This window comes from Mesoflavibacter zeaxanthinifaciens DSM 18436 (genome assembly GCF_000422365.1).
In the GTDB taxonomy this organism is placed as follows: domain Bacteria; phylum Bacteroidota; class Bacteroidia; order Flavobacteriales; family Flavobacteriaceae; genus Mesoflavibacter; species Mesoflavibacter zeaxanthinifaciens.
Window position 1 is genome coordinate 76,576 of record NZ_KE383820.1, and the last position, 13,976, is coordinate 90,551.

General features: G+C 32.2%; 12 protein-coding genes and 1 tRNA gene. 8 read left to right on the forward strand and 5 right to left on the reverse strand.

Annotated features, from left to right (window positions below; all coding sequences use genetic code 11):
- The 5 genes from H574_RS0112465 to H574_RS0112485 form a co-directional block, all read right to left on the reverse strand.
- Nucleotides 1-789 (reverse strand): DUF3050 domain-containing protein, encoded by a 789-nt coding sequence (locus H574_RS0112465; RefSeq protein ID WP_027880898.1) that lies wholly within the window; start codon nt 787-789, stop codon nt 1-3.
- 96 nt (nt 790-885) lie between these two features.
- Nucleotides 886-2,064 carry an acyl-CoA dehydrogenase family protein gene (locus H574_RS0112470; protein ID WP_027880899.1) on the reverse strand — a complete coding sequence of 393 codons (1,179 nt, stop codon included), beginning with the start codon at nt 2,062-2,064 and terminating at the stop codon, nt 886-888.
- Nucleotides 2,065-2,172: 108 nt separating this feature from the next.
- On the reverse strand, nt 2,173-2,886 hold the full coding sequence (locus H574_RS0112475) for a tRNA1(Val) (adenine(37)-N6)-methyltransferase (protein WP_027880900.1): 714 nt from the start codon (nt 2,884-2,886) through the stop codon (nt 2,173-2,175).
- Nucleotides 2,879-3,409 carry a ribosome maturation factor RimM gene (gene rimM, locus H574_RS0112480; RefSeq protein WP_027880901.1) on the reverse strand — a complete coding sequence of 177 codons (531 nt, stop codon included), beginning with the start codon at nt 3,407-3,409 and terminating at the stop codon, nt 2,879-2,881. The genes H574_RS0112475 and rimM overlap by 8 nt, the downstream gene beginning before the upstream one ends.
- Nucleotides 3,410-3,478: 69 nt before the next feature.
- Nucleotides 3,479-3,967: a 30S ribosomal protein S16 gene (locus H574_RS0112485; RefSeq protein WP_027880902.1), complete on the reverse strand. Its 489-nt coding sequence runs from the start codon at nt 3,965-3,967 to the stop codon at nt 3,479-3,481.
- A gap of 185 nt (nt 3,968-4,152) precedes the next feature.
- Here H574_RS0112485 and H574_RS14485 point away from each other — a divergent pair, with 185 nt between their 5' ends.
- The 8 genes from H574_RS14485 to H574_RS14670 all read left to right on the forward strand — a co-directional run bounded on the left by H574_RS14485 (nt 4,153) and on the right by H574_RS14670 (nt 13,878).
- Nucleotides 4,153-5,703: a DUF6252 domain-containing protein gene (locus H574_RS14485; RefSeq protein WP_027880903.1), complete on the forward strand. Its 1,551-nt coding sequence runs from the start codon at nt 4,153-4,155 to the stop codon at nt 5,701-5,703.
- Between the two features lie 173 nt (nt 5,704-5,876).
- Nucleotides 5,877-6,566, forward strand: a complete 690-nt coding sequence (locus H574_RS0112495; protein WP_027880904.1) for a DUF6252 domain-containing protein — start codon at nt 5,877-5,879, stop codon at nt 6,564-6,566.
- Between the two features lie 145 nt (nt 6,567-6,711).
- Nucleotides 6,712-7,161 carry a ferritin-like domain-containing protein gene (locus H574_RS0112500; RefSeq protein WP_027880905.1) on the forward strand — a complete coding sequence of 150 codons (450 nt, stop codon included), beginning with the start codon at nt 6,712-6,714 and terminating at the stop codon, nt 7,159-7,161.
- 153 nt (nt 7,162-7,314) lie between these two features.
- A complete protein-coding gene (gene dnaE, locus H574_RS0112505; RefSeq protein WP_027880906.1) occupies nt 7,315-11,700 on the forward strand; it encodes a DNA polymerase III subunit alpha in 4,386 nt (1,461 codons plus the stop codon).
- A 122-nt stretch (nt 11,701-11,822) separates the two neighbouring features.
- On the forward strand, nt 11,823-12,140 hold the full coding sequence (gene trxA / locus H574_RS0112510) for a thioredoxin (protein ID WP_027880907.1): 318 nt from the start codon (nt 11,823-11,825) through the stop codon (nt 12,138-12,140).
- Between the two features lie 79 nt (nt 12,141-12,219).
- Complete coding sequence (locus H574_RS0112515; protein ID WP_027880908.1) at nt 12,220-13,149, forward strand: DUF58 domain-containing protein; 930 nt, start codon at nt 12,220-12,222, stop codon at nt 13,147-13,149.
- A 66-nt stretch (nt 13,150-13,215) separates the two neighbouring features.
- Nucleotides 13,216-13,289 (forward strand) — tRNA-Asp (locus H574_RS0112520).
- A 412-nt stretch (nt 13,290-13,701) separates the two neighbouring features.
- Entirely contained in the window at nt 13,702-13,878 is a 177-nt protein-coding gene (locus H574_RS14670; protein WP_155912674.1) for a hypothetical protein, read from the forward strand.
- Nucleotides 13,879-13,976 lie beyond the last annotated feature (98 nt).

Genomic DNA, 13,976 nt, shown 5'->3' on the forward strand with positions numbered 1-13,976 from the left:
CTATAAAGATACAACTTCTTTGCTTTCTAAAATTGCGTTTTCAATACCATCCCAAAGTGCGATTCGTTTTTGTAAAGCTTCTATTGAGATGTCTTCAACTTCTTTCCATTTTTTCTCATCATTTTCACAAAGCTCTTCTATCATTTGAAGCGCCATAGGACCATGTTCATCAGCATCTAATTCGATATGTCTTTCAAAGTAATACACTAATTTAGAAAGGTCTTTTTCAGGGAAGTTTTGCTGGAAATTTTTTAAAATTTCAGTAAACATATTCGGGATTAAATCTTCACGACCAAAGGTAAACGCAGCAGCTATTTGATGAGGTTGACCTTCTATTGCTACATTAAATGTAAACTCTAAAAAGTCTTTTAGTGATTGAGGTAAATCACTATTTCTTATTGCAACAAAAATGTTACCTAAGCTTTCTGAAGTTTCTAAAAATGTTTTAATATTAGTAGTTGAAACGCCACAAGCTTCCATAGCGTCCAAATACATTTCGTAGTGGCTTTTATGGTTACCATTAATATCTACATCGGTTTCTTCGGCAAGAACAATTTCGTTAATTAAATATCTTGTTTCAGGATGTTTTGTAGGCAACCAAGGTATTGTAGTACAAGTTAATTTATTTTGCAGTGCTTTAAGTAGCGACATAAAATCCCAAACAGCATAAACATGATGTTGTAAAAAGATTTCTAAATCTTCTATAGATTTTATTTTGTTATATAAACTGTGATTAAGCAATTGATTTTTAAGAGGATCAATTGATTTTTCAATATCATTAATAGTCATAGCATTTTCATTTTTAACAAAAATAAAAAATGCACCTCTAAAATTAAGGTGCATTTTATATTTATTAATTATTTATAGAAATGTAAAATCTATAGCTTATTTAAAAGCATTTAATCCAGTTATATCTAAACCTGTGATTAATAAATGAATGTCATGCGTACCTTCGTAAGTAATTACGCTTTCTAAATTCATCATATGACGCATAATGCTGTATTCTCCGGTAATACCCATTCCGCCTAACATTTGTCTAGCTTCACGAGCAATTTTTATTGCCATATCTACATTATTACGTTTAGCCATAGAAATTTGAGCAGATGTTGCTTTACCTTCATTACGTAACACACCAACACGCCAAGCTAATAGTTGTGCTTTAGTGATTTCTGTAATCATTTCGGCTAACTTTTTTTGTTGTAATTGAAATTGTCCAATTGGCTTACCAAACTGCATACGCTCTTTACTGTATCTTAATGCCGTATCGTAACAATCCATTGCAGCACCAATTGCGCCCCAAGCGATACCATATCTTGCAGAATCTAAACAACCTAATGGTGCGCCAAGTCCAGATTTGTTAGGTAATAAATTTTCTTTTGGCACTTTTACGTTATCAAAAATAAGCTCGCCAGTTGCACTTGCACGTAACGACCATTTGTTGTGAGTTTCTGGAGTAGAAAATCCTTCCATACCACGCTCTACAATTAAACCGTGTATACGACCTTCTTCATTTTTAGCCCAAACAACAGCAACTTGTGCAAAAGGTGCGTTACTAATCCACATTTTAGCACCATTTAAAAGATAATGGTCGCCCATATCTTTAAAATTAGTAACCATTCCGCCAGGATTAGATCCGTGATCAGGCTCGGTTAAACCAAAACAACCCATCCATTCTCCAGAAGCTAATTTTGGTAAGTACTTTTTACGTTGCTCTTCGTTACCATATTTAAAAATAGGATACATTACTAAAGACGATTGTACAGAAGCAGTACTACGTACACCAGAATCGCCACGTTCAATCTCTTGCATGATTAAACCATAAGAAATTTGGTCTAATCCTGCGCCGCCATATTCCATAGGGATATATGGTCCAAATGCGCCAATCTCGGCTAATCCATCAATAATTTGTTCTGGAAATTCTGCTTTTTGTGCATACTCTTCAATAATAGGAGAAACATCACGTTTAACCCATTCTCTAGCTGCATCGCGTACTAATTTATGTTCGTCGTTTAATAAATCGTCAAGATTTAAGTAATCTGGAGCTTCAAATAAATCTGGTTTCATTAGATAAGTATAGTTTAAACTGTTGCTTAATGATATATGTAACAGTATATTGTTTACAATTTTATAGTTAACAAAAATAACGAAATCGTTTTCATTGCCCAATTAAAACTACATTTTTAAGTAGAAATCTTTAGTAAGATTTATGTAGTCTTCTGTGTATTGATGTCTTTGGGTTTCTATAATTAATTCTTCTTTTTGTATTTCACTTTCGTGGAAACTAAAGCTAATCAAACTCCTTTTTATATCAGCGTTTGGATTACCTTTTACGTTAAGGATCTGATTAGGAAATAATCCTACTTTTTGAGCAAGATTGATAAATCGGTCTTCTTCACTAAAAGGTATAATTACTGAAAATCTTCCGTTGTCTTCCAAAAGGTGAGCTGCACAAACCACAAGATGTTCAAAAGGCATCGCATCTTGAAAACGCGCCATGTCACGTTGCTGGTTATCAGTTTTAAAATGTTCTGCGTAAAACGGCGGATTGCTAATTATTAGATCATATTTATCTTCAATTTCTTCGGCAAATTCTTGTAAATCGGCATGATAACAAAATAATCGGTCTGACCAAGGAGAGTTTTCAAAGTTGTCTACACACTGTTCATATGCATTTTCGTCTATTTCTAGACCATCAATAACTTGTGCGTTACTACGTTGGGCTAACATTAATGATAAAATTCCTGTGCCAGCACCTATGTCTAAAATAGAAAATGGATTGTCTTTTAATGGTGTCCAAGCGCCAAGTAAGACGCTATCTGTGCCAATTTTCATGGCGCATTGGTCTTGTTTAACTGTAAACTGCTTGAATTGAAAAGGGTTATTCATTAATGTAAAGATCTATTAGTCCTTCTGGTGTTTCTACAAAAATGGTTTTGTTGGATTTGTCTACTTTAGAGATAAACTCGTCATTCATCGGGATTAAAATCTCTGTCCCATTTCTGTCAATTTCAAACAGTGCTTGAGCTGTGCTATCATTTACACCGGAAATTATCCCAACGTTTCCAAAGTTCTTATCTTCAACTTTAAAACCTATAATTTCATGATAGTAAAACTTATCATCTTCTAACTCTGGTAAAAAGCTTAATGGTAAGTATAACTCGCTTTTCATTAAGCTATCTGCATCATCTTCTGTGTCTACTTCTTCAAATTTAACACGTAGTAATTCAGATTTGTGTAGTTGTGAACTTTCTATAAAAAAAGGTACTAAATTACCTCTTAAGTTAATAAGTATAGACTCAAGGTTTTCAAATTGTTCAGGCTCGTCAGTATCTAATTTTATTAGTAATTCTCCTTTAAAACTGTATTTTTTTACAATTTTACCAACGTAAAAGCATTCATTTATATCCATAAGGAAAGTTTTAAACATAAAAAACTCCGATAGCGACTATCGGAGTTTAAAAGTATAAAAAAATATTTTTTATTCTTCTTCGTTTGAAGCTTCAGCTTCTTCTTCAACAACAGGAGCTGCTGCTGCAATACGCGCTTCGTTAGCTGCTTTTTCAGCTTCAAAAGCTTTTGCTTTAGCATCTGCTTCAGCTTTAGCTAAGTTTTCTTTCTTAGCATCAACTTTTCCTGCTTTTTCTTCTAACCAAGCATTAAATTTCTCTTCTGCTTGCTCTTCAGTTAAAGCGCCTTTTCTAACTCCACCAGCTAAATGGTTTTTAAGTAAAGCTCCTTTGTAAGATAAAATAGCTCTAGCTGTATCAGTTGGTTGTGCACCATTCTGTAACCATTTTACTGCACCATCAACATCTAAATCGATAGTTGCTGGGTTAGTGTTTGGATTGTAAGCACCTATTTTTTCTAAGTATTTACCATCTCTTTTTGCTCTAGCATCTGCTGCTACGATCCAGTAGTAAGGTTTCCCTTTCTTACCGTGTCTTTGTAATCTAATTTTTACTGGCATAAAAAATTAATTTGTGAGGTTCTCGACCTCTGTTATTAATAAGTCCGCAAAGATACTATATTTTTTTAAACCGATACTTCAAATTTCAATTATTTATAATGAAAAATTATTCTATTTTTGAAGGATAGTATGTCTAGATTATTATTAGGCACATATAACATCAATAATTTATCAAAGATTTAAGAATGAGAAAAGTAATTGCATTAGCCATAACGGTTTTATTAATGTTTAGTTGTAGCGAAGAAAATGAGTTTAAAATAACCACATTTCAAGCCCAAAGAGAAGGCGATGGTGTTTTGTTTAATGCAAATATTTACTCAGCTCAGGTAGATGAGAATGGTGTTATTACTATAGAAGGGTCTACATCTTTAGAAACAATTACGTTAGTAGCCTATCCGCAAGATGCTACTAGCTGTACAGGAGCTATTAGTGTAGGTCAAGGATCATGTTACGATATGCAATACAATGCTTCTTTTGCTAATTTTATAGATGAAAATAACGTATTGTGGTCAACAAATAAAATTCCAGATGAAAGCGTACAAGTATATCGTCCAGATGGAATGATAAGTATTACTGCCGGTAGCTTGGAAGAAGGTACACTTTCAGGAAGATTTTATTTTAATGCATTTAATCCAACAGGTCTAAATTCTGTAGGATTTTCAGAAGGTGTTTTTAATAATATACCTTTTACTACAGGACCTACAACTAATTATTTTACTTGTGTAGATGCAGAAGAACAAGTGCAACAGGCAATGATAGCGTATAATAACGCAGATTTAATGGAAAGTGCTGTTTTTGAACAATTATGTAATGCATATGTAAATGCATTGTATACTCAAATAGAATTTTGTGGAGACGTAAACGGGACGATACAAGAAACAATTGATCAACTAACAGTAAATAATTGTCAATTAACTTGTGAGCAAATAAGTGATAATACAGCAACAGCACAATCAGATTATAATAATGCTACTTTAGGTAATACTATTGATATGTGTACAAGATATATTCAATACCTAAACGAGCAAATTGATACTTGCGGAGATCCAAACGGAGATTTACAAGCTGCTATAGATAACTTAGATTGTGGTGATGATGATGGAGATGGTGTTCCAAACTCAATTGAAGACCTTAATAATAATGGAGATTTAACAGATGATGATACAGATGGAGATTTAAATGCAGATTATTTAGATGAAGACGATGATGATGACGGTATATTAACAAACGACGAGTTAAACCTTGATGCAGATGGTAACGCTGCAGATACAGATATGGATGGAATACCAGATTATTTAGATTTAGATGAAGATAATGATGGTATTTTAACAGCAGACGAAGATATTAACGCAGACGGTAACCCATTAAACGATGATACAGATGGAGATGGTATACCTAATTATCTGGACCAAGATGATGATGGTGATGGTGTTTTTACTGTTTATGAAGGAATGATTGATACAGATAACGACGGAACACCTAATTACTTAGATAATGATGATGACGGAGATACCATATTAACTATTTATGAGTTTATAGATGATGATGGAGATGGTAATCCTGTAGATTCTCAAGATTTTGATTCAGATGGTATGGATGATTATTTAGATAATGATGATGATAATGATGGTGTGCCAACAGCAGACGAGAATCCAGATCCAAACGGAGATGGTAACCCAGATGACGCACAAAACTCAGATGCAGATTCTGCACCAGATTATTTAGATGCAAATTAATAACATAATACACTTGCAAAAAAGGAGCTTTAATTAAAGCTCCTTTTTTTGTTTATCTCTTTATCAATAAAAAAATGTATTTGGTCTAATATTAGCGCTGTTTAAGTGTCTTTTTTATTTAAAGTGAATTAAAATTATATTTTTGGTTTCTGTTTTTTTTTAATCCATTATTAATGAAAAAGATATCCTTATTATTTTTGCTATTAACAACAATTTTATCATGTGGAGATGATTTAGAGTTTAATACTCCATCATTTCAATCTTATAAAAATGAAATTGTATGGAATGCAGAAGATTTTAGAGCTAATGTAGATGCGTTTGGATTTTTAAATATAACAGGAACCAATGGAGAAGAAACAATTACACTATCAACAGCTGGATCAAGTGTTGGTGTATATAACTTGGGTAATGTAGCATCAAAAGCAGTTTTTAATGACGATTTTGATACAGCGTATTCTACAAACAGTGTTCCAGATCCAACCATTCAATTGTATCCATCAGAAGGTAAAATTGTCATTGAAGAATTTAATATAGTAGAAAAAACAGTGTCAGGTACATTTTACTTTCATGCATTTGATAGCACAGGATTAAATAGTGTTGTGATAAACCGTGGTTACTTTTACAATGTGCCAATAATATCAATAGCAACTTTAAACGATGGTCAACAATCTATAGCTTGTCAATTAGCTCAAGCTACTACACAAACAACATTGACAAACTTAAATGCTGTAGACCCTAACGGTCCACAATATCCTCAGTTTTGTAGTTCTTATAAGATAGCTCTTCAAAACGAAATCAACCTATGTGGTGATGATGGTACACTTCAAAATATAGTAGATAGTTTAGGAGATTGCCTAAACTAAAAACGATTGTTAACAAATCTTAAGGCAATCACAAACCTTGTTAAACCCTTGGTATGCTTAGTAATTCATTATATCTTTATAATTGAAGATGCGAAACAATACACATCTATAAATAATTTATTGAAATTTAAAATGAAAAGATATTATGAGTTATAGTGAAGAAATTTCAGAAAAATTAAACGAATTATTAGTAAAAAACTATGATGCCGAAAAAGGGTATTTAAACGCAATGTCTAATGTAGACGACAAAAATTTAAAAATCTTCTTTAAGAGAAGAGCATCAGAAAGAAGCCAATTTGCTAAAGAATTAAGAACAGAGATTTTAAGATATGGCGAGGTACCAGAAGATTCTGGCACATTTAAAGGAACTGTACATAGAAATTGGATGAGTTTAAAATCTGCATTATCTTCTAATAACGAAGAAAAAATATTAGAAGAAGCCATTAGAGGTGAAGAAGCCAGCTTAGAAGAGTATGATAAATTAATGAAAGAAAATAACTTACCACCAACAATTGACGAGCTAATTTTTAGACATCGTAACTCTATACAAGCAGCAATTAATACAGAAAAAGTACATGAAGAGTTAGTGTCATAACACTTAAATGCTTAACATAAAATAAAAAAATCCAGTATAATCATACTGGATTTTTTTGTGTATAATTGTTTATAACTTCACTTTAAAAAAGAGAAATTTCTACGTACATTTATAAGCTCTAAAATTTTCTAGAAAACATCTAAAAACACCTTAATGTACTTAATATTTGATACAGAAACTACCGGATTACCAAAACGTTGGGATGCACCAATTACAGATGTAGATAATTGGCCTAGATGCATCCAAATAGCATGGCAATTACATGACCAGATGGGTAACTGTATTGATCATCAAGATTATTTAGTTAAACCTGATGGGTTTGATATTCCGTATGATGCCGAGCGTATACATGGTATTTCAACAGAGTTGGCTCAACAGCAAGGTGTTCCTTTAGTAGAAGTTTTAGAAAAATTTAATGAAGCTTTAAGTAAAACAAAGTTTGTTGTCGGTCAAAATGTAGGTTTTGATTTAAATATTATGGGAGCAGAATTTGTCCGCGAAAGCGTAGATAATCCTCTGCAAGAGTTACCAGTTTTAGATACATGTACAGAGTCAACAGCACAACTTTGCCAAATACCTGGCGGACGTGGTGGTAAATTTAAATTACCAACTTTAACCGAGTTACATCAATTTTTATTTAATCAACCATTTGCCGAAGCACATAACGCAACAGCAGATGTAGAGGCAACAACGCGTTGTTTTTTAGAACTTGTTAGACGCAAAGAATACACAAAAGAACAATTAGACGTTCAACCAGATTATTTTGAGCGTTTCAATAAAGAAAACCCGCAACCTATTCAGCTTATAGGATTAAAACACTTAAATCTTAAAAGAGAAAGTGATAAAATCCGTGAGCAATTAAAAAAGCAGGAATCTAGCGGAATTTCTTCAGCAGAAATAAAAGAAAACATTGAAGATCTTAAATCTGTAGACTTTGCACACTTGCATAATCACTCTCAATTTTCGATACTTCAATCAACAATAAGTATTTCAGATTTAGTCAATCTAACGGCAAAACATAAAATGCCTGCAGTTGCACTTACAGATCATGCAAATATGATGGGTGCATTCCATTTTGTTAAAGCTGTAAATGGACATAATAAATCTGTAAAAGCAAAAAATGAAGAAGCAGCACTACAAGGTAAACCACCAGTAGCAAATCAAATTAAAGCAATTGTCGGTTGCGAGTTTTTTGTTTGCGAAGATCACACAGATAAAACAAGAAAAGATAACGGTTACCAAATAGTACTGCTTGCAAAAAATAAAAAAGGATATCATAACCTTGCAAAACTTTCGTCCCATGCGTTTGTAGATGGATTTTATTATGTACCGCGTATTGATAAAAAATTAATAGAACAATACAAAGAAGACGTTATTTGTTTAACAGGAAACCTTTACGGTGAAGTGCCAAGTAAAGTCTTAAATGTAGGTGAAGCACAAGCTGAAGAAGCTTTACTATGGTGGAAAGAAACATTTCAAGACGACTTGTATATCGAGTTAATGCGACATGGTCAAGAAGACGAAAACCGTGTTAATCAAACACTAATCGAGTTTTCTAAAAAACATGATATAAAATTACTAGCCACTAATAATACCTACTACGGTAAAAAAGACGATGCTAATGCGCATGATATTTTATTATGTGTGAAAGATGGCGAAAAACAATCAACACCAATAGGACGTGGTCGTGGTTATCGTTATGGATTACCAAATCAAGAATATTATTTTAAGTCTGCAGACGAAATGAAGGAGTTATTTAAAGATATTCCTGAGGCGATAAGTAATATTCAAGAAGTTGTAGATAAAATAGAACCTTTTGAGTTAGCAAGAGATGTCTTATTACCAGCATTTAATATTCCAGAAGAATTTAAACATCCAGAAGATGAGGTTGATGGTGGAAAAAGAGGCGAAAATGCTTATCTAAAACACCTGACGTATGAAGGTGCAAAAAAGCGTTATGGTGAAATCACTGAAGATATCAAAGAACGTCTAGATTTTGAACTTGAAGTAATTGAAAATACAGGATATCCAGGATATTTCTTAATTGTAGAAGATTTTATTCGTGAAGCCAGAAATATGGATGTATCTGTTGGTCCAGGTCGTGGTAGTGCAGCGGGATCTGTTGTTGCATACTGTTTGTGGATTACCAATATAGACCCAATACAGTACAATCTACTTTTTGAGCGTTTTCTTAATCCAGATCGTATTAGCATGCCAGATATTGATATTGATTTTGATGATGAAGGAAGAAGCCGGGTAATGGATTACGTTATCGATAAATATGGAGCAAATCAAGTAGCACAAATTATAACTTATGGTACTATGGCGGCAAAAAGTAGTATTCGTGATACAGCTCGTGTACTAGATTTACCGCTTTTTGATGCAGATAGAATTGCAAAACTAATCCCAAATATGTCTAAACTAAACAAGATTTTTGGTTTAGATGAAAAACAATTGGGACAAAAATTCAGGTCTGAAGATTTAGAAAAAATAAACCAACTTTTAAATATTTCTGAAGGATCAGATCTTGAAGCCGAAACTGTAAATACAGCAAGAGCGTTAGAAGGCTCTGTAAGAAATACAGGTATACATGCATGTGGTGTAATTATTACACCAGACGATATTACCAAGTTTGTACCAGTATCTACAGCAAAAGATTCAGACTTATACGTTACTCAATTTGATAACTCGGTTGTAGAAAGTGCAGGACTTTTAAAAATGGACTTTTTAGGGTTAAAAACATTAACGCTTATTAAGGATACTGTAAAAATTGTTAAGGCAAAACATAATATTCAGTTAGATCCAGAAAGTTTTCCTTTAGACGACGAAAAAACTTTCGCATTATTCCAAAGAGGAGAAACAGTTGGAGTATTTCAATATGAATCTCCTGGAATGCAAAAACACTTAAAAGACCTTAAACCAACAGTTTTTGACGATTTAATTGCGATGAATGCATTATATCGTCCAGGACCAATGGAATATATACCAAGTTTCGTAAGAAGAAAACACGGTGACGAAGATATCGAGTATGACTTGCCAGCAATGGAAGAATACTTAAAAGAAACCTACGGTATTACAGTTTACCAAGAGCAAGTAATGCTTTTGTCGCAAAAGCTAGCTAATTTTACAAAAGGTGAAGCCGATGTCCTTCGTAAGGCAATGGGTAAAAAGCAAATTGCTGTACTAGATAAAATGAAACCTAAGTTTATCGAGCAAGCAAGTGCTAATGGTCATGATGCTAAAAAACTTGAAAAAATCTGGAAAGACTGGGAAGCATTTGCAAGTTATGCCTTCAATAAATCTCACTCTACGTGTTATGCTTGGATTGCTTATCAAACGGCGTATTTAAAAGCGCATTACCCAGCAGAATATATGGCTGCAGTACTGTCCAATAACATGAACGATATCAAGCAAGTTACTTTCTTTATGGAAGAATGCAAACGAATGAAATTACAAGTTTTAGGACCAGACGTAAACGAATCTTTTTATAAATTCTCGGTAAACAAAGATAATGCGGTACGTTTTGGTATGGGAGCAATTAAAGGTGTTGGTCATGGTGCTGTTAAAACGATTGTAGAAAATAGAAAGGAAGACGGACCATATACTTCAATATTTGATTTAGCAAAGCGTATTGATTTAAGAGCAGCTAACAAAAAAGCGTTTGAAAATTTAGCATTAGCAGGTGGATTTGATGAGTTAGGAAATACACACAGAGCACAATATTTTTATAAAGATGGTGGTGATTTAACCTTTTTAGAAAAAGCTATAAAATATGGTGCAAAGCATCAAGAAAACGAAAATTCTGCTCAAGTAAGTCTTTTTGGTGGTGAAAGTGAAGTTCAAATTGAAGAGCCAACAATTCCCGAATGTGAAACTTGGGGAACCATGGAGAAGCTAGCTAAAGAGCGAGAAGTAGTAGGAGTTTATATCTCTGGGCATCCACTAGATGATTTTAAAATAGAAATAAAAACCTTCTGCAATGCTAATTTATCGGTATTTAACGATCTTGAAAAATATGTAAATAGAGAAATGACTTTTGGAGGAGTTGTTACAGATGTGCAACACCGTGTAAGTAAACAAGGTAAAGGTTGGGCATTATTTACTGTAGAAGATTACACAGATACTTACGAGTTCAGAATATTTGGTGAGGAATATTTAAAATTTAGACATTTTTTACTTCAAAATAATTTTGTTTACGTCAAGGTATTTGTACGCGAAGGTTGGGTAAACAAAGATACAGGTAAAAAAAGCGACCCTAGGCTTCAATTTAATAACTTTCAATTACTACAAGATGTTTTAGAAAGTTATGCTAAAAAGCTTTCAATTCAATTAAATATAAAAGATTTAGATGTAGAAAAAATACAACGTTTAAAGGACTTGATTAATCTTCATCCAGGTAATCAAGCTTTAAATTTTGTTGTTTACGATAACAGGGATCAAGTAAAATTGAATATGTCTAGCCGAAAACAAAAAGTGAAAGTAAGTCAAGAGCTTTTAGATCAATTAGAAAATGAACAAGTGTATTTTAAATTAAATTAATAACATAACTTAAACTAATACAGTAATAATCAAAACAAATTGTTGTGCTGTAAGGTTTGGCAAATTTTTTGACTAATATTGCATATTAACACGTATTAAAAACACAATTAAATTATATTATTATGGCATTAGAAATTACAGATGCAACTTTTGAAGAGCAAGTATTAAACAGCGACAAACCAGTAATGGTAGACTTTTGGGCTGCTTGGTGTGGACCATGTCGTATGGTTGGACCAATTATTGACGAATTAAGTACAGAATACGAAGGTAAAGCTGTTATAGGTAAAGTAGATGTAGATGCAAATCAAGAGTTTGCAGCAAAATATGGAGTGCGTAACATTCCAACAGTATTAGTATTTCAAAATGGAGAAGTAGTTGGACGTCAGGTTGGTGTAGCACCTAAAAATGCTTATGCAGAAGCATTAGACTCTTTATTATAATCCAAATTATAAATAAATTAAAATGAAAGGTTTGTCTTAATGGCAAACCTTTTTTTATTTTAGATAAAATTTAAAAATCATGAAATTACAAAACGAACTAAATAAAGCAGGCGGATTTAAAAATCTTGAACATCTAGCAAAACAAGTAGTAGAAGGTTTTATATCTGGTATGCATAAAAGTCCGTTTCATGGTTTTTCAGCAGAATTTGCAGAACATAAAATATATAATCAAGGAGAAAGCACTAAGCATATTGATTGGAAACTCTTTGCAAAAACAGATAAGTTATACACAAAACGTTTTGATGATGAAACTAACCTAAGGTGTCATATAATATTAGATAACAGTAGTTCAATGCATTATCCAATCCTATCTAATTTTTCGATTAGTAATTTAAATAAAATTGCATTTTCAGCTTTAGCAAGCGCATCATTAATGCATATTTTAAAACGACAAAGAGATGCTGTTGGATTAAGTATTTATAGTGACGGTTATGATTTTTATGCACCAGAAAAAGGAAGTGAAAGGCATCATCAAATGTTAATACACCAACTTGAAAAGACTATAGAAAAAAAACAAAAAAATAAGCATACAGAAACATATACACTTCTTCATCAAATAGCAGAAAAAATACATAGAAGATCCTTAATATTTCTTTTTACAGATATGTTTCAAACACAAACTAATGAACAGAAGTTATTTGAAGCACTTAGGCATTTAAAACACAATAAGCATGAAGTAGTACTCTTTCATGTTTTTGATAGCAAAAAAGAACTAAATTTTAATTTTGATAATAAACCAAAACGCTTTATTGATGTAGAAACAGGTCAATATATTAACTTATATGCTGATTCTGTTAAAGAAAATTATAATAAAATGGTTAAAGAGTATTTCAAACAATTAAAATTAAAGTGTTTGCAGTATAAAATTAAATATGTGCAATCTAATGTAAATCAAGGTTTTAATGATGTTTTGACAACCTATATGATCGAAAGGCAAAAATTTATTTAAAAAAAACACGAAAAATATTTGAGAAATTAAAATAGCAGTGTATATTTGCCCTCGCAATAAAGCAACGGTCTGGTAGTTCAGCTGGTTAGAATATCTGCCTGTCACGCAGGGGGTCGCGGGTTCGAATCCCGTCCAGACCGCAAAAATTGTTAAAGCTCCGAGAAATTGGAGCTTTTTTTGGCAATAAAATTTAGTTGTGTTGTTTGACAGATGTTGATGTCTGTCAATGGTTTAAGTAGTTAAACCAATGGAAAGCTTTCCTTTTTTCTGTTTTGTTTCAGAAATTAGGGATGCTTTTTTGTTTAAGGACACTTTATCCTTCATTTTAAACACTTTATCGATTTATTTACTTAATTTAGTCTTCTAATTTTACTTTCGTAGATATTTATAAGTGTCCCTAAATCAATATACTACGCTTATAGTATTAATTATCCATTTTAAAAAGTACAATATCCCTCATTGTATGTAATTTCTTGTTAATTCAATTTTAATGATTGAACAAGTACACTTTTGCTTAAACAAAACAATATAAATTTTAAAATAATAATTAATATGAAATCCCTTAAAATCACATTTCTAGCAATTTTCTCAACTATCTTATTAACTGGATTAATTTCAGCTAATACATCTCCTACTACAATAAAAACTAACAAAGACGTAAAAGAGATACAGGTAGATTTAATATCTATGACAGATAAAAAAGTGTCAAAAGTACCAACGCAAGGTTAATTAATAATTCACAAAAAAATATATACAATGAAATCCCTTAAAATCACACTAATAGCAATCGCATCAATCGCCATATTAACCGGAGTATCATCAATAGA